Below are 21,020 nucleotides of genomic sequence, written 5' to 3'. Positions count from 1 at the left end.
AGGGTTTCGCAGGTTATAGTGACGGCATGATTAAACCACTCAAAGGTAGGGTTGATTCCCGATGCATCAGAAACTGATCGACGGCCTCAATGCGCAGCTGGGGCAATTGTTTGAAGGGACCCGCGAGCTGCCGGGGCAAAAAGAGCTGCAGCAGCAGGTGCGTACCATCGTTCAGGGGACGTTCTCACGCCTGGATCTGGTCACGCGCGACGAGTTTGACGCTCAGAGCGCTGTTCTGGCACGTACCCGCGAGCTGGTTGAGAAGCTGGAAAAGCGCATCGCCGAGCTTGAGCAGGAAAAACAGTCAGGCAACGACAATCCGGCGGAGTGATCTGAGCTTCGCCCCATGACCCAGGGAAGGTGTCATGTCTTTATCCATTATTTACACCCGGGCACAGCTCGGCGTCGAAGCGCCGTCTGTTGCCGTGGAAGTTCATCTCTCCGGCGGTCTGCCGTCACTCTCCATCGTTGGCTTGCCGGAAACGGCGGTTAAGGAATCCCGCGAGCGGGTGCGCAGTGCGCTGATTACCGCCGGCTTCGATTTTCCGCAGCGTCGTATCACCATCAATCTTGCCCCGGCCGATCTGCCGAAAGAGGGCGGTCGCTACGATCTGGCGATCGCGCTGGGTATCCTCCAGGCCTCCGGCCAGCTGAAAAGTGACTGGCTCGATCAGTTTGAGGTAGTGGGCGAGCTGGCGCTCTCGGGCGCGGTGCGTCCGGTTACCGGTGTGCTGCCTGCAGCGGTGGCCTGTGCCGAGGCCGGACGAAAACTGATCGTACCTGCGGCCAATGCCGAAGAGGCGCTGATGACCGGACAGGTGCAGGTCCTGGCCACTGAGCACCTGTTGGCGCTGACCGCACAGCTCGGCGGCGACGAGGTACCGCCGCTGCGACTGGAAGCTAAACTGCCCCCGGTGACGCCGGATGTGCCCGATCTTGCCGATGTGCGCGGCCAGCTGCAGGCGCGCAGGGCGCTGGAGGTGGCGGCAGCGGGCGCTCACAATCTGTTGTTCAGCGGACCACCAGGTAGCGGTAAAAGCATGCTGGCATCGCGCCTGCCCGGTCTGCTGCCACCGATGAAACGGGATGAAGCGCTCAGTGTTGCTGCTATCCATTCGGTGGCCGGGTTGCCCGTGGAAACCGCCTGCGCCGGTATCCGGCCCTTCCGCGGGCCGCATCATACCGCCTCCGCGGTCGCACTGGTCGGTGGTGGCGGGCGACCGCGACCGGGGGAGATCTCCCTGGCGCACCAGGGCGTGCTGTTTCTCGATGAGCTGCCTGAATTTCCGCGTCGGGTGCTGGAGGTGATGCGGGAGCCGATGGAAAGCGGCGAGATTCTGATCTCCCGGGCGGCGCGCTCCACCCACTATCCGGCGCGTTTCCAGCTGGTGGCGGCGATGAATCCCTGTCCCTGCGGCTATTTCGGTGATGGTACCGACCGCTGCCAGTGCACTCCCGACCAGATAAAGCGCTATCAACAGAGGATCTCCGGCCCGCTGCTGGATCGCATCGATCTGCAGCTGCATGTGCCGGCACTGAGTCCCGAGGAACTGCTGCGCCCGGCCCGGCCGGGAGAGTCCAGTGCCGCGGTGCGTGAGCGGGTGCTGGAGGCGCGGGAGAGGCAGCTGGCGCGCCAGGGCAAGGTTAACCGGGATCTGGCGTCAGCTGAGCTGGATCAGCACTGTGCGTTGCCGGAGGAGGCACGCAGGCTGCTGGAACAGGTAATGGTGCGCCACCATGTGTCGGCGCGGGCCTGTCATCGCTTGCTGCGGGTTGCGAGGACCCTGGCGGATCTGGCCGGGGATGCGGCTATCACCAGCGAATACCTGCTGGAGGCGCTGGCGTACCGGGGAAAGCTGGTCGAGGTCTGACTCAGCCGCTCTGCATCTGGTTGGCACCCAGCATCTTGAGGAACACATCAAGGCTTACCGGCGGGCTGAAGAAGTAGCCCTGTACCTGGTCGCAGTCCTGCTTGATCAGGAACTCCAGCTGGTTCTTGGTCTCCACGCCCTCGGCGATCACGCTTTTCTGCAGGTTGTGGGCGAGGGTGACGATGGCACGGACGATCTCCTCGTCATCGGCGTTGCCGGGGACGCCGGCGATAAAGCTCTTGTCGATTTTCAGCGTGGTGATCGGCAGCTTCTGCAGCAGCGAGAACGACGAGTAGCCGGTGCCGAAGTCATCCAGAGAAAACGCGATACCGTGAGCACTGAGTGTCTTGATGCATTCCTTGACGTGCATCTCGTCACTGAACAGGGCGGTTTCGGTGAGCTCGAACTCCAGCATCGAGGTGTCGATATCAAACTGCTCGATCAGACGCTCGATGGTGCGTGCCAGGTAGGTGTCCTGGAACTGGCGGAACGACAGGTTCACGCCGATATGACCGTGCAGACCGGCGTCGCGGATCAGTTTCATATCGCGGCCGGCGCGTTGAATAACCCAGTAACCTATCGGCACGATCAGGCCTGACTTTTCACAGGCGGGAATGAACGCGTCTGGGGCGATCAGTCCGTGCACCGGGTGATCCCAGCGAATCAGCGCCTCGGCACCGGTGATACAGCCGGTACGCAGGTCGATCCGTGGCTGGTAGTAGAGCACGAACTCCTCATTCTGCAGCGCGCGCCAGAGCTCCGGCTCGAGGGTGATATCTTCGGTCTCGCTGCGATCCAGGCGGGCATCGTAGATGGCGTAGCTGAGTCCGCCCTTCTCTTTGGCGCGGATCCGCGCCAGGCCGGACTGCTTGATCAGGGTATCGAATTCGTTGCTGTGCTGCGGCGCATAGGCGATGCCGATACTGCAGCTGAGCGCTTTTTCGCCGTCGCCGATATTGTAGGCCGGCATCAGTGTCGCGACGAGATTGCCCAGCAGTGCCTTGGTGCGATGTTCGATGACATCAAGCGAATCCACCGGCAGGACAAAGGCGAACTCGTCACTGCCGATGCGGGAGATGTGGCGGATATCACTGAAGCTGCGCAGGCGGCGACTCAGTTCCAGCACAACTTCATCACCGGCATCGTGGCCGTATTCGTTGTTAAAACGGCTGAAACCGTCGAAGTCGACGGTGATCAGGGCCAGCTGCTGCTGTTCCTGCAGATCATTAACCAGGGCCTGATAAAAATACTGGCGGTTACCTACACCGGTCAGCGGATCGGTAATCTTCAGTTGTGCCAGGGCATCCTGGTTGCGGCGGGTGCACTGGGCGTAGCGCAGCGAGCGCAGCAGCAGCTCACGGTTAAGCTGTTTCAGGCTGAGCTGGTCGATCAACGGCTGGCGCACCAGCAGAGCGGGATCAGCTTCGGTCAGGTGGTCATTGAAAACGATGATCGGCGTGCCGGGATGGGCCAGCTGGATCCGCTTGATCAAGGCCTGGAGGGCGGGTCTGTCGTTGGTATAGCAGAGCAGCAGCGCTCCGCCGGTCAACTTCTTTTCGATATCCTCCGGGTCGGCACTCTGGAGATGGAAGCCATCCGCCGGTGTCAGCACCGATTGCAGCAGCGGCTTCAGCCGTGCTGTCGGATCCAGCAGCAACAGGAGCTGCTGCTCGTTATCACCGTCTTGTATTGCCTGGTCATATGCCAGCATCTGCCGGTCCTTCTGAAACTGCGATAGGTACGGCGCCAGAGTGCTCTGAGTTTTGCCACTCTCGTGCGATAATGGCGGGCCCGCAAGGGGCTTGCCAGATTAACACGTACAAATCAGGCTTAAAACAACTGTTTAAATCGTTCTTAATCAGTCTCTTAGGATAATCCGTCCCGGATGATACATGAGGCGGCTCCTGAGAACACTGCAATTGATTATGGCGTAATGTCTGAATATACCGCCATTTTTTTGCAGGTTCCTTAAGGGTCTTCGGCCGCGAATCCAGAACATTTAGTTTTTATTGAGGTGTCATGAGCAAACTGAACCCCCGTCAGCAGGAGGCCGTCCACTATATAGGTGGCCCGTTACTCGTGCTCGCCGGTGCGGGGTCGGGCAAAACCAGCGTGATTACACGCAAGATTGCCTACCTGGTTCAGAGCTGTGGTATCGAAGCCCGTTACATCGCCGCGGTGACCTTTACCAACAAGGCGGCCCGCGAGATGAAAGAGCGTGTGGGCAACCTGATCCAGGGGAAAGCGAGCCGAGGTCTCACCGTCTCCACCTTTCATAACCTGGGGTTGAACATCATCCGCCGGGAGCATAAGGCGCTCGGTTTCAAACCCGGTTTTTCCATCTTTGATGATCAGGACAGCAAGGCGCTGCTGCGCGACCTGCTGCTGCATCACGACGAAGATGCCGATCATGTGCAGATGGTGCAGCATCAGATCTCGACCTGGAAAAACGATATGGTCGAGCCGCAGCAGGCACTGGAAATCGCCCAGGGGCCGCATGAGATTCTGGCGGCTCGCGCCTACGAGGCCTACAACCGGCACCTGCGTGCCTACAATGCGGTCGATTTCGATGATCTGATCCTGGTGCCGGTGCGCCTGTTTACCGAGAAACCGGATGTCCTTGAACGCTGGCAGCACCGCATCCGTTACCTGCTGGTGGACGAGTATCAGGATACCAACCTGTCGCAGTATCGCCTGGTGCGCCAGTTGGTGGGTCATCGCGCCGCGCTGACCGTGGTGGGTGATGATGACCAGTCGATCTACGCCTGGCGCGGTGCCAGGCCGGAGAACCTGGCCCAGCTGCAGGAAGATTTCCCGAGCCTCAAAGTGGTCAAGCTGGAGCAGAACTACCGCTCCACCAGCCGCATCCTGAAATCGGCCAACACCCTGATCGCCAATAACCCCCATGTGTTCGACAAAACCCTGTGGAGCGAGATGGGCTATGGCGAGCCGATCCGGGTTATCCACACCCGTAATGAGGATGCGGAGTGCGACCGTATCGCCACCGAAATCCTCGACCGCCACCTGCGCGAGAAGATCCCGTTTCGCGATTTCGCTGTGCTTTATCGCGGCAACTTTCAGTCCCGTATCCTGGAAGTGAAGCTGCAGAGCTACCAGGTACCCTACAAGATCAATGGCGGCACCTCCTTTTTTGCCCGCGCCGAGATCAAGGACCTGATGTGCTACCTTAAGGTGCTGGTCAACCGTGAGGATGACAACGCCTTCCTGCGCATCGTTAACCTGCCGCGCCGCGAGATCGGGCCGTCGACGCTGGAAAAACTGGGGCAGTATGCCTCGGAGCGTAACGTCAGCCTGTTCGATGCCTGCGATGAAATCGGGGTGGAGCAGGTGTTGCCGGAGAAGGCCGTCGAAAGGCTGCGCCGGTTCTGTGACCTGTTGCAGCGGATGTATGAAAACTGCAGCCGTGGCGACCCGATTGCCGCCATTCGTGATCTGATCTACGAGATCGAGTATGAGGACTGGATCCGCCAGAACAGCTCCAGCGACGGCGTCGCCGACAAGCGCATTCAGAATGTCTGGTTCCTGGTCGATTCCCTGCGTTCAACCCTGGAGCGGCTGCAGGAAGAGGATCCGGATGCAGGCATTGAAGAGGCGATAGCGCGTCTTATCCTGCTCGACCTGATGGACCGGCAGGAAGAGGAAGATGACTCCGACCGGGTCCAGCTGCTGACCCTGCACGCGAGCAAGGGGCTGGAGTTTCCCCATGTCTTCCTGATGGGCATGGAGGAGGAGCTGCTACCGCACCGTAACAGCATTGAGATGGATACCATCGAAGAGGAACGCCGTCTCGCCTATGTGGGTATCACCCGCGCGAAACAGACGCTGACCATGACACTGGCCAAGAAACGCCGCCAGTTCGGCGAAGAGGTGGAGTGCGCCCCCAGCCGTTTTCTTGAGGAGCTACCGGGCGATGATCTGGAGGTGGAAGGACTGGGACAGGCCAGCCCGGAGCAGAACCGCAAACGCGGTAATGCCACGCTCAACAGCCTGAAGGGGATGTTCGACGATCTCTGATCCGGCGTATTTCATTACCCCGAAAACGAACAAGGCCACCCGAGGGTGGCCTTGTTGTTGCTGCGCCTGAGAATCAGGAACCGGACAGCATGTACTCGATGGCAGACTTGATCTCGTCATCGGAACAATCTGCACAGGTACCTTTCGGCGGCATGGCGTTGAAGCCGTTGAGGGCGTGGTTCATCAGAGTCTCCATGCCTTTCTCATCCAGACGGGCGGTCATTTCGTCGGTGCCGAACTTCGGTGCGCCCAGTACGCCAGTGCCGTGACAGGCTGCGCACTTGCCGGTGTAGATGCTTTCGCCAGAGCGAGCACCACCGGCCGCGACCGGAGCTGCAGCAGCACCACCGCAGCTTTCGTCACCTTCGATGCAGACGCTGCCGATCGGCTTGATACGTTCGGCAATAGCTTCGTTATCGGTAGCTGCCTGAACGGAATTGGCCAGGGCAAAACCCAGACCCAGTGCGCAGAGTGCTTTAACAGCTTTCGCAGCGAATTTGTTCACAGTCACAACCTCTATGTCAGGAAATGGTTTTGGCAGCTTGTCAAAGCGCTGTTCCGGGCTAGACGAACAAGACTGCACCAAAAATCTGGTCAGGGATTATACCGGCAAAAAAGTCCCTACGAAAAGACGGACCTTAGTCGGGCTGATCCAGGCCTTAAAGCTGGGTACGTGGGAGCTGGTTAAACAGTTCCTTGATCCCTTCGCCCCAGGCTTTGCGCAGTGCCAGAAACTCCTCGTTTTCGCTGCCCAGCTGACGGGTGCGCTCCAGGCTGAAGCTGTCCTTGTTATACAGCAGCACATCAACCGGTAGATCCACTGTCAGGTTACTCTTGATGGTCGAGTCCATCGAGATCAGGCCACAGGTCATGGCGGTTTCCAGCGGTGTGTTGAAATCGATGATGCGATCGAGAATCGGCTTGCCGTACTTGAACTCACCGATCTGCAAGAACGGCGTTTCCACGCTTGCTTCGATAAAGTTGCCCTGGGGGTAAATCAGGAACAGACGCGGCTCCTCACCGCGAATCTGGCCACCGAGCAGCAGCGAACAGCCCAGGTCCACGCCCTGCCCCTGCTGATTGTGGGTATCGCGCTCGATAATCTCGCGCATCAGCTTGCCGATATACGCCGCCTCGTCGTACATCGACGGCAGCGTCATCAGGTTTTCTTCCGCTTCATTGATACGCCGCTTGAGCAGCTCGACAATACTCTGCGTCGTCGCCAGATTGCCCGCGCTGAGTAGCACCAGCGCATGGTCCTGGCCATTACCAAAGGTGAACAGTTTGCGGAAGGTTGAAATGTTATCCACACCCGCATTGGTGCGGGAGTCCGCCACAAAAACCAGCCCTTCGGCCAGTCGCATCGCCACGCAGTAGGTCATCGCTCTCAGGCACCGTAGTTGAGTTGCGCTTAGTAAGTTAGGCCTATAGTAGGGCCGCTAATACGCGGCCGTCTACCGTACTGAAGAAGTAAATCTCGCTTGCAAAGCACACTGCCGCAAAGTTGCTGTCGCCACTCTGCCTGCGCTTGCGGTGCGCGCCTGCAACCCACAGGGTTATCCTTTTCCTCAGCTCTTTTATTAGTCTTAAGCTCACATAGATTACCCCTCGGACCAGAGCCCGAAGTGATGCCTCGTCGGTCCTATAAAACAAGCCAGATAGTCTGAGGGCCAAGGTATTTCCATCACCCTGTCATCGATCGTTGTTTAGGGAGCTAGATCCCGGTCTTGTCAGTCACCGCATCTGTTTCAGTCGTGGTGGTTGCTGAATCTCTGACCGATCCTTTAGTACGCTGTAATCAGATTGTTTTATTCCTCGGATGCTAATGTCACTGCGCGGCGAGTGCTTAAAGAGCGGTTTCAGATAGGTGAAGTGCTCCTCTAAGCCTTGGATACTGATATCCTCCAGCTTCCGGATTTTCAGCTTAAGGACGTATTGAATGGCACGGAAACGCCGCTCCACTCCCCTCGATGACCTCACTGAACTAGCCTCCAAATTGCCGTATTGGCTCAGCCTCGGGCTGGCGCTGATTATCTTCCTGGTGCTTGATCACTACACTTCGCAACCAGTGACTATGCAGACTCAGGTTGGGTCAGCTCTTCCAACCAATATGACTTCGTTGATGTTCCGCCCACTGCTCTTGGCTGCCCAATATTTGGTGCCGTTGGCCCTTGTGCTAGGTGCAGCTATCTCGGCTTTTAAAGCCTTCACAGGACGAAAGCTGGCTAAGCAATACATCTCGACTCCCGATGAAGGCATCAGCTCCAACGAGCGCGCAGGACGCTCTAGGCCCTCAGATTCTATGAGTTGGCAGCAGTTTGAATTGTTGGTAGGTGAGGCGTTCCGGCAGTCAGGCTATCGCGTCATTGACGGTGGGGATATTGGGCCGGATGGTGGGGTGGATGTTCACCTTAAGAAAGACGGACAAACCTACCTGGTGCAATGTAAGCACTGGAAGACTCAGCGGGTTGGTGTCGCTGTGATCCGAGAGCTATTTGGCATCATGGTTGATCGTGGTGCGAAAGGGGGATTCATCGTTACATCTGGAGACTTTACAGAAGAGGCTCGGTCATTCGCTTCTGGAAAGGCTATTGGTCTGATCGATGGGCAAAAGCTCGACAAGATGTTGCGCAAGGCAGGACAGCCGGCTCCAGAAGATAATCTTAAAGCGACGGAGAATGCGTCCGAAACTATATATTGCCCCAAGTGCAGTTCCACCATGGTAAAGCGTATTGCTCGAAGAGGAGCAAATACGGGCCAAGAGTTTTGGGGTTGTTCTCGGTATCCGAAATGCCGTGGAGTTAGGCCGTTAACTGAGTAAGTCTTTGTGGGCGGCTCGGGATCCAATGTGTAGGCGTTTTAGCCAGATGCTCGTAGATGTTCCATCGGGGAGCAGTTCACAGCTATTAAGTGGTCAAACTGTGAAGAAAGGCACTTGTCGGTCATAGTGCTACTCAGGGAAAGCATTGCGGGAATACTTATCTCATAAGCGCTGTCACTTCGGAGTGTGCCGCGGGTGTGATGGCACGCCTGGAGGGGAACTAAGCGCCGACCCTTGGATCATAAGGAGTGCTTGCAAAGCGCTGTCGAATCGGTAACATTGCGCTCCGCAAACCTTCCTATGCGCGCCTGTAGCTCAGCTGGATAGAGTAGCAGGTTCCGATCCTGTTGGTCGGGGGTTCGAATCCCTCCAGGCGCGCCATTTTTCCAAAATTATCTCAGCCCTTTCAGCATACCGCCCAAGCTCGGAATGCGTCCGTACGCCTGGAGGGTGAGAATCCCCGATGGGGTTCGAGCCGAGCGAAGCGAGACAGCGTTGCCGTAGGCAACGACCCGAAGGGCGAGGCGAAGCCGAGTAATCCCTCCAGTTCCGTCTGCTCCATTTTCCCGACTACACCTTATCTTCCAGTTCGCACTAAAGCTCAGAAAGCATCCGTACGCCTGGAGGGTGAGAATCCCCGATTGGGGGTTCGGGCCGAGCGAAGCGAGACAGCGTTGCCGTAGGCAACGACCCGAAGGGCGAGGCGCAGCCGAGTAATCCCTCCAGTTCCATCTGCACCATTTTCCCGATTCCACCTTATCTTCCAGTTCGCACTAACGCTCAGAAAGCATCCGTACGCCTGCAGGGTAAGAATCCCCGATGGGGTTCGAGCCGAGCGAAGCGAGACAGCGTCGCCGCAGGCAACGACCCGAAGGGCGAGGGGAAGCCGAGTCATCTCTCCAGGCGCGCCATTTTTCCTGTTTCCCTACCTTATTGATTCGACTCGTAAGTGCTAATCCATCCAACCGAGCTACTGACCTGCCCCTGGTATTTAATCCAACCGGCTTCTAATAATGTCGTTGGTTTCAGGTTGAGGATATTCATTGCCTGATTGCAGGGCATCGCCATCATAAACTGCAGTTTTTTCTGGGTGAATGGCAGCCCGGGAATCCTGAGCCTGTCGCAGAGCTTGGCCAGTTCCTCGACCGGGCCTGCTTTGGCACCGACCAGAACCGATGCCGAAATCGCGCCGATCGGCACTCCGGTTACCACGTCCGGTGCAAAACCTTCCTGCTCATAAAGTGCCTTTACGATACTTAACTCGAAAGCGCCGAGTGCCCCTCCGCCTTGGAGAGCGGGCGCGGTAAACTTGCCTGACATCTTGCTTGCCTTATCCGTATTGGATAGCGGATTGCTGCCATGCAAAAACAGGTTTGCCTGAGATAAGGCGTCCTTAAGACCCAGCTATAATGTAAGCTGCAATTGGATCAATCCAATGAAAGACAGGGTCTTTCGGTCAAATAATTTTGCGTCGCAAAATGGCGGCTAAGGAGTCGTGATGATTGAGCTGATGCGGCGGATTGCCGAGAACCCCTACCTTGGGCTGCTGGCTGGTGTAGTGTTGCTGGCAACCTCAGGTTACGAGATTGTGGACCGCTTCGATGAGCATCGACTCGGCGCCCACCACGGCCTGTTCGTATTCTCTATGATTCATATCCTGCGTGCCCTGCCGGAGGTGGTCGAGGGAGCGGAAGAGGTCTCCAAGCTGGATCGAACTCGAGGCTGATGCCACCTTTCTCCCATACTGCTTCGTCGAGACCAATTGGTGGCTGGCTTAGCGGATATTGCTGCGGGCTGCTCGCACCCTTCGTTTTGTGTTCATACCCTGAAATTACTCTTCCTTTTCTTTGATATAACCATTCTGCCGTCGGTTAAGGGTAAATCTGTTAGAAATGTAAACTGTTTGTAGTCTTCCCGAATTAGTCTGGTAGATTGGGTTTCGCCTGACAAGCAAGCTAATGAGACCAACGGCTGTTTGAAGTTATTGGTGAATACGTAGCTCATTAGTATCAATGTTTCTGCGCAAAAAACGTGCTATCAATGCAGTTTTTAGCGCGCTGGAAGGAAAGAGGGAAGGCCGCCTTGGCTAAGGATCAAAGCTTGCGTGGATGTATGCGCAGAACATGTCACAGTGGCACTGAGCCAACACTCCCTTCTACCCCTGCCAAATGGCTGCTTCCCGTGGCGTTTGCGGTCTTTTGTCCATTTATTTCAGGTGTTTCGGTAGCAAATGCGTCCACTGAGCTGGACGACGAACTGGCAACGATGTCACTGAAAGAGTTGATGTCGTTGGAAGTATTTACCTCTGCATCGCTGCTTCCCACCGAGATCCGAAAGGCACCGGGGACCGTTTACACCTTCGATCGTAATGACTTCACCCGCTTTGGTGTGCGGCGACTGGATGACCTGCTCGCGCTGGTGCCCGGATTGCAGTTGAACCAGTATCGTAAGCGCCACCAGTCGATCTGGTCTCGGGGCATGCTGGATCGTTACAACGACAAAATGGTGCTTATGGTCGATGGCGTCCGGATGCGCCACCTGTACTACGGACATTTCTCGCTGGGCGATAATCTGCCGCTGGAGTCGGTGGAAAAGATCGAGGTTATTCTTGGCCCGGCATCAAGCCTCTATGGTGCCAATGCATTGAGCGGAATTATCTCGATCACTACTCGCGCCTTTAGTGACGAACCTGCGATAAGCACCTCGGTGGAAGTGGCTGATAACGACCGTACGAAAGGTACACTGCTTTACAACAGCTCCAGGTTTCAGGCGTTTGGCAGCTACCTTGACCAGGACGCGCCATTTCGAGACTCCCGCGCAAGCTTCATCGGCGGTGATACGGTCCAGCCGTTGGACGAAGATTTTTCCAACCTGATGATCAAGGGTAAGCCCCTGCCCGGACTTACCCTGTCGCTGAGTTACGCCGAAGATAAAACGCCGTTCCTGTACATCCCCGACACCCAGGATGCCTATGTGGATTCGGAGTCCCTGGTGCTATCGGCTAAATATGAAAAGGGCGATCTGGATGGCGGGCGCATCGAGGCCACGGCGTATTATCATCTGGACAAGGCGCGGGAATACGAGATCGAGAATATCCGCGATACGCTGGGCTATGAAGAGTACCAGAATGCCTGGATGGCAGGTGCGAAGCTGACCGGATTCCAGCGTTTTGGCGATCATGTTCTGGCCGTTGGAGGCAGCTGGGAGCATGAGAGTGCCGAGAACACCCGTTACGAGCGCTGGTTTAGCTACTCGGATGGGTTTCTGATGCCATCGGAAACCGGTGATCTGCTTTCAACACCCGGTATCAGCAACGATGATTTTGCCCTCTACGTTCAGGATGTCTGGTCGCTGTCACCCAATCTGAACCTTACGCTGGGTGCGCGTTATGATGACTTCGAACGCTTTGGTGGTCACCTCAACTACCGGTCTGCACTGGCCTATTCACCGGACAGCGAGCAAACCTGGAAGCTGCAATACGGTACCGCCATTCGCACACCGACGCTGCGTGAATATCTGAAGGTCATGGAGGGTACAACCTTCGTTCCGCCGCAGCTGGATCCGGAAGAGATCGAACAGTTGGAGCTGGGTTATCTCTACCAGTGGGATAACGCCAACCTGAATCTAAACCTCTATCGCAGTGAGCTGACCAACTTTATTCTCGAAGCACCAACACCGGATGACAGGGACGAATATTTCGCCAACATCGATGAGGTTGTAACCCTCAACGGCATGGAGGCGCTGCTAAATATTCGGCCGACCGATCGCATTAATATGAGGGCGGGGCTTGCCTACATTGCCCCGGTCAGTGATAGCGATGACTTGCCGTATCTCTCGACATGGACTGCAAGTCTGCAAATGGATTACCGCTACCACCTGTCCCATACCCTGGGCCTTTCGTTTGTGTATAACCAGCCCCAGGACGACGACAACAGCTTCAGTGCGGACGATGGCGGCGGCTCCACCCTTACCAACCTGTACGGGCATGGTCAGCTGGCGCCGGGTTGGTCGTATTCGGTGGGGGTAGATAACCTGTTTGACACACGTATCTATGACCCGGCAGCGGATTTCGGTAATCGATACAGTAGCGAGCGCAGTGAAAGAGAGGTTTGGCTGCGCCTGAGCTGGGATATGTCGCTTTGATAAAGGCCGGTCGAGAGTTGTTTACTAAGAACGCTCGTGCGCTAGGGATAGCTGGCTTAGTTGTTATGCTCGCTGGGTTTGGTGAGGGGCGCGCTTATGCAGGCGCTGAGAGTGACAGGGTCGGTCAGGTAAAAGCCGCCGTTATCCTGAATATCGCCAAGTTCGTTGGCTGGCCGAGCGGTAGTGCGGCCCTGTCGCAGCGCAACTTCATGCTCTGCTACTACCGGGCAGATGTGTTGGGGCCTGGTGTCGACATTATCTTGAACAAACGGGTGATGGGGCGCCCTCTGGTCAAAAAACTGATCGAAAACCTGGAGCAGAGTGAAAGTTGTGGGGTCCTGCTTATCCCTGAGAGCGAACTCGATCACTTTATTGCTGAGTCGAGCGAGCAGCCCGAAGCGACCAGCGTTCTGACGATTGCCGACCTGACCTCCAAGGGGAGCAAAGGCGTTGCCTATCCTGGGGTGATCATGAACTTTGTAAGACGGGATACCAGTATCGGCTTCGAGGTCAATCCCGGCGAACTTGAGGAACGTGGGCTTAGCATGAGTTCAGAGCTTCTGAAGTTGGCGCATATCGTAAAAGCATCTGAGGAACGATGATGGCAAAACGTCGGCGCTCCTTGAAACGTAAACTCACCATCGTCCTTGTGCTGGTCAGCAGCACAGTGCTGGCGCTCGCGACCCTGGGATTCGCCGCAAACGATTGGTTCAGTCTGCGCGGTAACATTTTGGATCGCTTGAGCGCTCAAGCCGATGTGATCGGGGCCAGCAGTGCTTCGGCATTGCTGTTTGACGATGAGCAGGCGGCAACCCGAACGCTTGCCACGCTGCAGGTAGAGGAAGAGATCATCGCGTCGATGCTATTCGACGAGAACAAGGAGCTGTTTGCCAGTTATACCCGGAACGGGCTGGCCATGGACCTGGCCTTGCCGCCGGGAGGGGAAGGGCGCTATCAGGGCTATTTTTACGTTAATCGCCCCGTCACTTTCGATGCTGAACGTCTCGGGCAGGTCGTGCTGCTGCTGGAGCCAAAGCGCTTCGAAAAGCTGCAGCTGGAGCGTCTGAGCCTGGTCGCCATACTGTTTATGACTTCGCTACTTGTGGCCGTGGGGCTTTCCAATCTTACGCAACGGCTGATTACCGCACCGGTGCTTCAGCTGGCGGTCACCGCGCGTCGGATCACGGAAACCCGAAACTACAAACTGCGGGCGATGTGTGGTTCACGGGATGAAATTGGCGAGCTCGCAGATGATTTCAACGCGATGCTGCGAGAGATTGAGCGACGCGATCAGGAGTTACAGCAGGCACAATCCGAGCTTGAAGCCAAGGTGAGCGAGCGGACCGATGAGCTGCTTGAACTTACACGCCAGTTTGAACATCAGGCGTTCCATGATGCGCTCACGGGACTGCCCAACCGCATGACCTTCGACCGGGATCTGGAAAAAAGTATCTCTATAGCCCGGCGTGCAGGTCATCAGCTGGCGGTTATGTTTCTGGATCTGGATCGCTTTAAAGCGGTCAACGATACCCTCGGACATGCCATCGGTGACCGGTTGCTGATCACCTTGGCGAAGCGGCTCAAGGGACAACTGCGCGCCTCCGATACCCTGGCCCGTCTGGGCGGTGATGAGTTCGCTTTACTGCTGATAGAGACCAGCCCCGACGCCGCCGTCGAAGTGGCAGGGAAACTGATCCGCGTGATCAATCAGCCCGTTGAGATAGACAGTTACAGCCTGCGTGTGACCACCAGTATCGGTATCAGCATCTATCCGGACGATTCGACGGACGCAGGCACCCTGCTCAAGAATGCAGATACGGCGATGTACTTCTCGAAAGATGTGGGCCGCAATCGATTCAGTTTCTACTCCCGTGAGATGAACAGTCGCTCGGAACGGCGGATGCAGCTGGAGAACATGTTGCGCGCGGCCATCGCTGAGCAGCAGCTGCAGGTCTATTACCAACCCAAATACAGTGCACAAACCCGTCAGCTCGTGGGTGTCGAGGCGCTGGTGCGCTGGTATGACCCCGAAGAAGGCTTCATTTCACCGGAGGAGTTTATTCCGCTGGCGGAGGAGTGTGGCCTGATCGGGGAAATCGATGACTGGGTTACGTTGCGGGCCTGCAGGGATCTGATGACCTTGGCTGAGCGGGATCTCCCGGCCATTACTCTCGCGGTTAACTTTTCCCCGGCGCATTTCGTGCACCGGGGGCTGAGTGACCGCATCGAGTTCGCGCTCAAAAGCACGGGCTTTCCCGGCTCACGGCTTGAGATCGAAGTCACCGAAGCGGTTGTTGCCTCTGAAGCAGAGCACCTGCATGAGTACCTGAATAAGATTCGGGACCTGGGTGTCAGTTTGGCGATCGACGATTTCGGTATCGCGTACTCCTCGTTAAGCCGCCTGAAACAACTACCGATCAATACACTGAAGATTGATCGCTCGTTTATCCAGGATATCGGTAACGACAGCGATGACGAGGTGATCGTACGCACGATTATCGATATGGCGCACAACCTTAACCTGAAGGTTATCGCTGAAGGAGTGGAGACCGAGGCGCAATTTGAGTTTGTGCGTCTGCACGGCTGTGACCAGATTCAGGGTTTCCTGTTCGGCAAGCCCATGCCGCTGGACGAGCTAGCCACAAGGCTGGAAAGTGCCAGCGGCAGTTGCGTCTCGCTGGCGGAATAAAAGGCCCTACCTTGTTCTGTACGCCACCTGTTTGCTCACCCCTTAGGGTTGCGCCAAACGATTCGGGCAGGTGTTGTCGCGATGGGCTGGTTCTTTCGGTAGTAGAGGATGCAGTCTTCGCGGCGTCGTTCGCCACGGGTGTGTAGCTGCCGCGAACGATGATCCGACCATCGGTGAAGGAGACCTCTTCGCGTCCCCGGGTTTGGATATCCTACCTAGCTTTCTGGATAGCGGTTGTGATGAACCTGGTACAGATGTTTCTTCCCGAGAGAGCAAAGCGGGAGCTTGGATAATAACCAGCGAGCCTAAACGAGTACCAGTCAGCCTTAATAAGGGCGAGGCAAAGCCGGGTAATTCCTGCAGGCGTGGCAACTGGTCCGCCTGCACCCGGTGATCGGGGCTCAGTTGAGCCCCGAATAATCTGTCCGTCCGGCGATCGTTTCTACTGAGTGGTGGGCCTCAATCCATCGCTTTCTTAACTGCCTTTTTCACCGAGGGCTCGTCCTTATGATCGAGCTTGTCCATCACCTTGCCATCGCCATCCGGCAGCTTATCCTCAACCTTTTCAGTGGCCATATCCTTGGCCGCCTCCGCGGGGGTGCAACGACCGCCAACACCGATGGTGGATTTGGCGATGGCGCCCTTGGCGACCTTCTCTGCGTTGCAGTCCGGGTCAACCAGGCCTGCCGATGCGGACGAGGCCGCGAGGGTCAGCGCGAAAGCCAGTGCAATCTTTTTCATAATGTTCTCCTTAACTGCCGGTGCTGAACCGCTGATCGCGTCCTGACGCGGCCATCAGCTGGTGAATAGTCCGCAGGTTCATCGCTCTCTGCGGGAGCAGAATCTCTGCATGGCACTGCGTCAGTGCAGCCCAGATGTAGAATAGTCGATCTGCGTTTCCTGGCCATGACTTGGCCGATCACTCAGCGCCGCTAAGCGAAAGGCTCTATCTAGCGTTACTGATCTCCCAGGGCTTTGCCAATCGACTAGTTCAGTATCGTCTAAACTAAAAGACCTACTGGTTGGCTCGGATATGTCCCCAGCCGGTAACAGACATTCCCAGTAAATAAAAAAGGCGACGCAGATGAACAGGTTAACCGGCAAGTTACTGGTGGTAACTGGCCTGATCCTGTCTCCGGTGTTAGCACAAGCTGAAGATAATCAGGCTCTTATTGAACTGGCGCGCTCGGCAGCGCCATCCAGCGTAAGCGACGGTGCAACGGTGATGTATCGGGGCGAGGTATTGGCGGAGGGCAGCAACGGCTGGGTCTGCCTGCCCGAGACGCTCCCGGATGATGGTTCGCCGTTGTGTAATGACGCCGTCTGGATGGAGATGATGCAGGCGGTGGGCGGTCAGGCCCCATATGAGGCGAAACAGGTCGGCTTCTCTTACATGCTGCAGGGAGACGGTCCAGAGGGAGGCGTCAGTAATTCCGATCCCTATCATCCGGACCGCTTCAATGCGGACGACTTTATTCGGGAGGGGCCGCATATGATGGTTATCCTGCCCGCGGAGCTGCTTGAGGGCATCCCCAGTGATCCGGATAACGGCGGTCCCTATGTGATGTGGAAAGGTACACCCTATGCCCACGTTATGGTTCCGCTCGGCGGACGGGACTAACGATCCCGCTCGTTGTATAAGGGGAAGCGGACACTGAGCGGCTTCCCCTTTTTTATCTCTAGCCCCAGCCTTCTGGGTCGCACAGCCCGGGCTATAAATCGCTCAAATTCTGACCTGAACCCTTCAGAACTTTGCCCGCAAAAGGTAGTATCCTTCGGCTCCTTTCGACATAAAAACGACACATACGCACACGGATAGACGACAATGAGAATTCGCTTTGCCTCGTTCAAGTTGGCGGCGGCGCTTGCCGCGCTGCTGTCGCTGGCCAGTACCTCGGCGCTGGCTGAAACGACCTACCGGCTGAATCTGGCCGAAACCTGGGGACCCAACACGCCGATCCTCGGTGAGACCACCCGCCATATGGCGGCGATGGCCGAGAAGATGTCCGGCGGTCGCCTGCAGATCCGTATCGACTCCTCCAACAAGCACAAGGCGCCGTTCGGCATCTTCGATATGGTGAAGGCGGGGCAGTATGACATGGGTCACACCGCGTCCTATTACTACAAGGGCAAGGTACCTAACACCATGTACTTCACCACCGTACCCTTCGGCATGACCACGCCGGAACAGTACGCCTGGTTCTACTACGGTGGCGGCATGGAGCTGATGGAGAAGGTCTATGCGCCGCATAACCTGCTCTCTTTCCCCGGCGGTAACACCGGTAACCAGATGGGTGGCTGGTTCCGCAAGGAGATCAACTCCATCGATGACCTGCAGGGTCTAAAAATGCGCACGCCGGGCTTTGCCGGCGAGGTAATGTCTGAAGTCGGCGTTGCCGTTACCAACATCCCGCCGGGTGAGCTGTTCACCTCGCTGGAGCGCGGCACCATTGATGCGCTGGAGTGGGTCGGACCCGCGCTGGACCTGCCGATGGGCTTCCACCGTATCGCCAAGTACTACTACTCCGGCTGGCAGGAGCCTTCCGCCGAGGTGCAGTTCCTGATCAACAAGCGTACCTGGGAGGGCCTGCCGGAAGATCTGCAGGAGATCCTGCGCGTGGCGATGCGCACCGCGGCCTACGACATGTACAGCCAGAGCACGCACCTGAACTCCCTGGCCTGGGAAAAGATGAAGGACGAGTACCCGGATGTGACTCACAAGGTGTTCCCGCCGGAAGTGATCGACGCGCTGCGTGCAGCCACCGAAAAACTGCTCAAGCAGGAAGCCGCCAAGGATCCTCTGACCGCCGAGATCGTGGAAAGCCAGAACTCCTATCTGCAGCAGGTTCGCAAGTGGACCAATATCTCTGACAAGGCCTACCTGGACAGTCAGTCGACTGTGGAGTGATCCAGCCTTCGGGATGCAGTTAAGAAAACCCCCGCCGGTTAGCCGGCGGGGGTTTTTGCTTTATAGAGGGTGTCCGTACGGATCAGAAGTGGAAGGCGACACCGAGGCTCAGCGTATCGATATCCACGTCTTCATTAGCCACGTCCAGCATGTAACGGTTCCACTGCGCATTGACCGAAATGCTGTCGTTGAAGAAGTAGTCAGCGCCCAGGCCTACGTACGGGTCGGTACCGTTATCCAGCTCCGCACTGCCGTTGATGTTTGTACCATCAACGGTGAGATCAACGTCAGCGTCAGACTGCCAGTGCAGCATGCCGAGACGGGCAAACAGGTTGAATGATTCGGTTACCGGCAGGTTACCGCGAACACCGTACAGGAAGCCGGTGGCGTCTGCGGAAATATCGCCGTTGAGGGTTCCATTAATGCCGAGAACGTCACCGCTGGTCGGTCCGTCGGTAGAAACAGACGCGGCGCCCAGGTCGGCGTAGCCGATCTCCGCGGAAAAATAGTCGTTAAAGCGGTAGCCGAGACCCAGGGTGTAAGAGGTGTCGGTATCATCGACCGAAAAACCTGAACCACCACTACCAAGGTCAAAATCGGATCGACCCACATCACCAAAAATGTAGCCGCCAGCGGCATTAGCGGAGGCGGCGAAGCCGGTTGCTGTCATGGCCAGCGCCAGAATGCCAATGTTCTTTTTCATCTATCTAATCCTTCATCTAGATCCGATTTTCATCTATTAAACGGCGCAGGTAGGGGCTGCGTCCGCGGCGAGGATGGTACCAATATCCGTTGACCTGATGCCATATCTCTTAGGCAAAAGTCGGAGCTGCATCAATCCAGCCAGCGCTTGATCCTATCCATCAGGTGGCCGCCTTCTGCGAAGGCCTCGGTAGCGCTGGTGCGGAAGTGCCGCTCATAAGGGATCAGCGACCTGCCGTCGTAGACGCTTTTCTCGCAGGGATCCACGTAGAGGATGCGTGCCGCACCCTGGCTGCCCATGTAGGCTTCTGCGCAGAAGGCGATAACGCTTTCGCTGCTGCCGACCACAACCACCAGATCCTCTTCGCTCAGGTTGTCCATCAGCGCGAACAGCTCCTGGTAGACCGGTGCCATCTCACCGAAGAACACCACGTTGGGTTTGAACTTGGGTGGTTGGCTGGCGTAATCGAACGCTTCGTAGCCCAGCGGAAATATCTCGCGGGATTCCAGGTCGACCATCTCCAGCAGGTTGCCGTGGATATGGCGCACGTTGCGGCTGCCGGCGCGCTCGTGCAGATCGTCCACATTGGAGGTCATCAGGATCACCCGGTCGGGGTGGGCCTGCTGGATCGCCGCGATGGCATGGTGCGCCGGGTTGGGTTTAACGCCAGCCAGCGCGGTGCGGCGCTGGTTATAGAACTGGTGCACCAGCGCGTAGTTACGCTCGAAGGTGTCGATGTTACAGACATCGTTGATCGAGTGGTTTTCCCATACCGCATCGGAGCCGGTGCGGAAGGTGGGGACGCCGGACTCGGCGGAGATGCCGGCCCCGGTAAAAAAGATGACTCGTCTCATCCGGATTCTCCTTGCAGCTTTGTTCAACGACCGTCGATCATCCGGCCCAGGCCGCCGAGCAGCGAACCCTCGCCCTTGTCGCTGCCACCGGCACTGGGTGCGCTGGCGATGATGCGATCCGCCATACGGGAGAACGGCAGGCTCTGCAGCCAGACCGTGCCTGTGCCCTGCAGGGTGGCCAGGAACAGGCCTTCACCACCGAACACCATCGATTTCAGGTTGCCGGCACGCTGGATGTCGTAGTTTATCCCTTCGGTAAAGCCGACCAGGCAGCCGGTATCCACGCGCAGGGTTTCTCCGTTCAGCTCTTTTTTGACCACGGTGCCGCCGGCCTGGATAAAGGCCATGCCGTCGCCTTCCAGTGTCTGCAGGATAAAGCCTTCGCCACCGAACAGGCCGGTTCCCAGTCGGCGGTTGAAGGCGATGCTGATCCGGGTGCCCAGCGCGGCGCAGAGAAAGGCATCTTTCTGGCAGGTGATCTTCTCGCCGTATTGCGCCATGTTGAGCGGGACGATATTGCCCGGGTAGGGGGCGGAAAAGGCGACCCGCTGCTTGCCGCTGCCGCGATTGGTAAAGTGGGTGGTGAAGATCGATTCGCCGGTGAACATCCGCTTGCCGGCGGAGAACAGCTTGCCCATCAGGCCTTCGTCGGGGCAGGAACCGTCGCCCATTCGGGTTTCGAAATCGATCTGCTGCTCCATGTAGGTCATGGCACCGGCTTCGGCAACCACGGTTTCGCCCGGGTCCAGCTCCACTTCGACCAGTTGCATTTCCGAGCCGATAATTTCGTAGTCCACTTCGTGGCAGCGCATCGTCTTAACCTCTTCGTCCGGATATGAGTTGTGGCAACAGTCTAACCAATTTTGCCGCATTGACTGCCCGGCTGATTATTTTAGAATCCAAGGCTGGAACAGGAAGTTCTTAATCGTTTGAGCACAGGGATCGTTGCTCAGTCCAGCCTCGGGGTTTTCCCTGCCCGCGTGCAAGCTTCCTGTG

At 57.1% G+C, this 21,020-nt stretch carries 18 protein-coding genes, 1 tRNA gene, 3 other RNA genes and 1 pseudogene; 14 read left to right on the top strand and 9 right to left on the bottom strand.

Going from position 1 to position 21,020, the window contains the following annotated elements; genetic code table 11:
* Positions 1–61: 61 nt before the first annotated feature.
* Together ACQUQP_RS01100 and ACQUQP_RS01095 are read left to right on the top strand one after the other, a co-directional pair.
* The gene (locus ACQUQP_RS01100; protein ID WP_432696983.1) at positions 62–331 is read left to right on the top strand and encodes an accessory factor UbiK family protein; all 270 of its coding nucleotides are present in this window, start codon (positions 62–64) and stop codon (positions 329–331) included.
* Positions 332–365: 34 nt separating this feature from the next.
* On the top strand, positions 366–1,871 hold the full coding sequence (locus tag ACQUQP_RS01095) for a YifB family Mg chelatase-like AAA ATPase (RefSeq protein ID WP_432696982.1): 1,506 nt from the start codon (positions 366–368) through the stop codon (positions 1,869–1,871).
* 1 nt (position 1,872) lies between these two features.
* Here ACQUQP_RS01095 and ACQUQP_RS01090 read toward each other — a convergent pair whose 3' ends face one another.
* Positions 1,873–3,582, bottom strand: a complete 1,710-nt coding sequence (locus ACQUQP_RS01090; protein WP_432696981.1) for a putative bifunctional diguanylate cyclase/phosphodiesterase — start codon at positions 3,580–3,582, stop codon at positions 1,873–1,875.
* 308 nt (positions 3,583–3,890) lie between these two features.
* Between ACQUQP_RS01090 and rep the strand changes: the two genes are divergently transcribed.
* Complete coding sequence (gene rep / locus ACQUQP_RS01085) at positions 3,891–5,906, top strand: DNA helicase Rep (RefSeq protein WP_432696980.1); 2,016 nt, start codon at positions 3,891–3,893, stop codon at positions 5,904–5,906.
* A 73-nt stretch (positions 5,907–5,979) separates the two neighbouring features.
* On the opposite strand, the gene ACQUQP_RS01080 is transcribed toward rep, so the two are convergent.
* Positions 5,980–6,411 (bottom strand): c-type cytochrome, encoded by a 432-nt coding sequence (locus ACQUQP_RS01080; RefSeq protein ID WP_432696979.1) that lies wholly within the window; start codon positions 6,409–6,411, stop codon positions 5,980–5,982.
* A 154-nt stretch (positions 6,412–6,565) separates the two neighbouring features.
* Positions 6,566–7,288: a peptidase gene (locus ACQUQP_RS01075; protein WP_432696978.1), complete on the bottom strand. Its 723-nt coding sequence runs from the start codon at positions 7,286–7,288 to the stop codon at positions 6,566–6,568.
* 557 nt (positions 7,289–7,845) lie between these two features.
* Between ACQUQP_RS01075 and ACQUQP_RS01070 the strand changes: the two genes are divergently transcribed.
* The 5 genes from ACQUQP_RS01070 to ACQUQP_RS01050 all read left to right on the top strand — a co-directional run bounded on the left by ACQUQP_RS01070 (position 7,846) and on the right by ACQUQP_RS01050 (position 9,638).
* Positions 7,846–8,727: a restriction endonuclease gene (locus ACQUQP_RS01070; protein ID WP_432696977.1), complete on the top strand. Its 882-nt coding sequence runs from the start codon at positions 7,846–7,848 to the stop codon at positions 8,725–8,727.
* Positions 8,728–9,031: 304 nt separating this feature from the next.
* A tRNA-Arg gene (locus tag ACQUQP_RS01065) sits at positions 9,032–9,108 on the top strand.
* Positions 9,109–9,157: 49 nt separating this feature from the next.
* Positions 9,158–9,282, top strand: a non-coding RNA gene (locus ACQUQP_RS01060) — RtT sRNA.
* Between the two features lie 52 nt (positions 9,283–9,334).
* Positions 9,335–9,461: non-coding RNA, RtT sRNA (locus ACQUQP_RS01055), on the top strand.
* A 52-nt stretch (positions 9,462–9,513) separates the two neighbouring features.
* Positions 9,514–9,638: non-coding RNA, RtT sRNA (locus tag ACQUQP_RS01050), on the top strand.
* A gap of 19 nt (positions 9,639–9,657) precedes the next feature.
* On the opposite strand, the gene ACQUQP_RS01045 is transcribed toward ACQUQP_RS01050, so the two are convergent.
* Complete coding sequence (locus ACQUQP_RS01045) at positions 9,658–10,047, bottom strand: patatin-like phospholipase family protein (protein ID WP_432696976.1); 390 nt, start codon at positions 10,045–10,047, stop codon at positions 9,658–9,660.
* Positions 10,048–10,225: 178 nt separating this feature from the next.
* On the opposite strand from ACQUQP_RS01045, the gene ACQUQP_RS01040 reads away from it, so the two are divergent.
* The 4 genes from ACQUQP_RS01040 (at position 10,226) to ACQUQP_RS01025 (ending at position 15,559) form a co-directional block, all read left to right on the top strand.
* Positions 10,226–10,453 carry a hypothetical protein gene (locus ACQUQP_RS01040; protein WP_432696975.1) on the top strand — a complete coding sequence of 76 codons (228 nt, stop codon included), beginning with the start codon at positions 10,226–10,228 and terminating at the stop codon, positions 10,451–10,453.
* A gap of 539 nt (positions 10,454–10,992) precedes the next feature.
* Positions 10,993–12,870: a TonB-dependent receptor gene (locus ACQUQP_RS01035; RefSeq protein ID WP_432696974.1), complete on the top strand. Its 1,878-nt coding sequence runs from the start codon at positions 10,993–10,995 to the stop codon at positions 12,868–12,870.
* 65 nt (positions 12,871–12,935) lie between these two features.
* Positions 12,936–13,472 carry a YfiR family protein gene (locus ACQUQP_RS01030; RefSeq protein WP_432696973.1) on the top strand — a complete coding sequence of 179 codons (537 nt, stop codon included), beginning with the start codon at positions 12,936–12,938 and terminating at the stop codon, positions 13,470–13,472.
* Positions 13,472–15,559, top strand: coding sequence for a putative bifunctional diguanylate cyclase/phosphodiesterase (locus ACQUQP_RS01025; protein ID WP_432696972.1), 2,088 nt, complete (start codon positions 13,472–13,474; stop codon positions 15,557–15,559). The genes ACQUQP_RS01030 and ACQUQP_RS01025 overlap by 1 nt, the downstream gene beginning before the upstream one ends.
* A 62-nt stretch (positions 15,560–15,621) precedes the next feature.
* On the opposite strand, the pseudogene ACQUQP_RS01020 reads toward ACQUQP_RS01025, so the two are convergent.
* Together ACQUQP_RS01020 and ACQUQP_RS01015 are read right to left on the bottom strand one after the other, a co-directional pair.
* Positions 15,622–15,890 (bottom strand): annotated as a pseudogene (locus ACQUQP_RS01020) (hypothetical protein); the annotation flags it as partial.
* Positions 15,891–16,018: 128 nt separating this feature from the next.
* Entirely contained in the window at positions 16,019–16,300 is a 282-nt protein-coding gene (locus ACQUQP_RS01015) for a hypothetical protein (protein WP_432696971.1), read from the bottom strand.
* Between the two features lie 343 nt (positions 16,301–16,643).
* Between ACQUQP_RS01015 and ACQUQP_RS01010 the strand changes: the two genes are divergently transcribed.
* Positions 16,644–17,180, top strand: coding sequence for a hypothetical protein (locus tag ACQUQP_RS01010; protein WP_432696970.1), 537 nt, complete (start codon positions 16,644–16,646; stop codon positions 17,178–17,180).
* A gap of 204 nt (positions 17,181–17,384) precedes the next feature.
* On the top strand, positions 17,385–18,467 hold the full coding sequence (locus tag ACQUQP_RS01005; RefSeq protein ID WP_432696969.1) for a TRAP transporter substrate-binding protein: 1,083 nt from the start codon (positions 17,385–17,387) through the stop codon (positions 18,465–18,467).
* 82 nt (positions 18,468–18,549) lie between these two features.
* Here ACQUQP_RS01005 and ACQUQP_RS01000 read toward each other — a convergent pair whose 3' ends face one another.
* The 3 genes from ACQUQP_RS01000 to ACQUQP_RS00990 all read right to left on the bottom strand — a co-directional run bounded on the left by ACQUQP_RS01000 (position 18,550) and on the right by ACQUQP_RS00990 (position 20,836).
* Entirely contained in the window at positions 18,550–19,170 is a 621-nt protein-coding gene (locus tag ACQUQP_RS01000; protein ID WP_432696968.1) for a porin family protein, read from the bottom strand.
* A gap of 131 nt (positions 19,171–19,301) precedes the next feature.
* Positions 19,302–20,024, bottom strand: coding sequence for an SIR2 family NAD-dependent protein deacylase (locus ACQUQP_RS00995; protein WP_432696967.1), 723 nt, complete (start codon positions 20,022–20,024; stop codon positions 19,302–19,304).
* Positions 20,025–20,047: 23 nt separating this feature from the next.
* Positions 20,048–20,836: a TIGR00266 family protein gene (locus tag ACQUQP_RS00990; RefSeq protein WP_432696966.1), complete on the bottom strand. Its 789-nt coding sequence runs from the start codon at positions 20,834–20,836 to the stop codon at positions 20,048–20,050.
* Positions 20,837–21,020: the final 184 nt, after the last annotated feature.

It is taken from the genome of Marinobacterium sp. YM272, from assembly GCF_050908845.1.
Taxonomy (GTDB): Bacteria; Pseudomonadota; Gammaproteobacteria; order Pseudomonadales; family Balneatricaceae; genus Marinobacterium_D.
The sequence above is the reverse complement of the archived record's forward strand: the minus strand, read 5'-3'. Positions and strand labels throughout refer to the sequence as shown.

Coding starts and splice junctions, on each gene's coding strand:
- ACQUQP_RS01100 (WP_432696983.1), top strand. CDS start 62: ATGCATCAGAAACTGATCGACGGCCTCAATGCGCAGCTGGGGCAATTG.
- ACQUQP_RS01095 (WP_432696982.1), top strand. CDS start 366: ATGTCTTTATCCATTATTTACACCCGGGCACAGCTCGGCGTCGAAGCG.
- ACQUQP_RS01090 (WP_432696981.1), bottom strand. CDS start 3,582: ATGCTGGCATATGACCAGGCAATACAAGACGGTGATAACGAGCAGCAG.
- rep (WP_432696980.1), top strand. CDS start 3,891: ATGAGCAAACTGAACCCCCGTCAGCAGGAGGCCGTCCACTATATAGGT.
- ACQUQP_RS01075 (WP_432696978.1), bottom strand. CDS start 7,288: ATGACCTACTGCGTGGCGATGCGACTGGCCGAAGGGCTGGTTTTTGTG.
- ACQUQP_RS01070 (WP_432696977.1), top strand. CDS start 7,846: ATGGCACGGAAACGCCGCTCCACTCCCCTCGATGACCTCACTGAACTA.
- ACQUQP_RS01045 (WP_432696976.1), bottom strand. CDS start 10,047: ATGTCAGGCAAGTTTACCGCGCCCGCTCTCCAAGGCGGAGGGGCACTC.
- ACQUQP_RS01040 (WP_432696975.1), top strand. CDS start 10,226: ATGATTGAGCTGATGCGGCGGATTGCCGAGAACCCCTACCTTGGGCTG.
- ACQUQP_RS01035 (WP_432696974.1), top strand. CDS start 10,993: ATGTCACTGAAAGAGTTGATGTCGTTGGAAGTATTTACCTCTGCATCG.
- ACQUQP_RS01030 (WP_432696973.1), top strand. CDS start 12,936: ATGCTCGCTGGGTTTGGTGAGGGGCGCGCTTATGCAGGCGCTGAGAGT.
- ACQUQP_RS01025 (WP_432696972.1), top strand. CDS start 13,472: ATGGCAAAACGTCGGCGCTCCTTGAAACGTAAACTCACCATCGTCCTT.
- ACQUQP_RS01015 (WP_432696971.1), bottom strand. CDS start 16,300: ATGAAAAAGATTGCACTGGCTTTCGCGCTGACCCTCGCGGCCTCGTCC.
- ACQUQP_RS01010 (WP_432696970.1), top strand. CDS start 16,644: ATGAACAGGTTAACCGGCAAGTTACTGGTGGTAACTGGCCTGATCCTG.
- ACQUQP_RS01005 (WP_432696969.1), top strand. CDS start 17,385: ATGAGAATTCGCTTTGCCTCGTTCAAGTTGGCGGCGGCGCTTGCCGCG.
- ACQUQP_RS01000 (WP_432696968.1), bottom strand. CDS start 19,170: ATGAAAAAGAACATTGGCATTCTGGCGCTGGCCATGACAGCAACCGGC.
- ACQUQP_RS00995 (WP_432696967.1), bottom strand. CDS start 20,024: ATGAGACGAGTCATCTTTTTTACCGGGGCCGGCATCTCCGCCGAGTCC.
- ACQUQP_RS00990 (WP_432696966.1), bottom strand. CDS start 20,836: ATGCGCTGCCACGAAGTGGACTACGAAATTATCGGCTCGGAAATGCAA.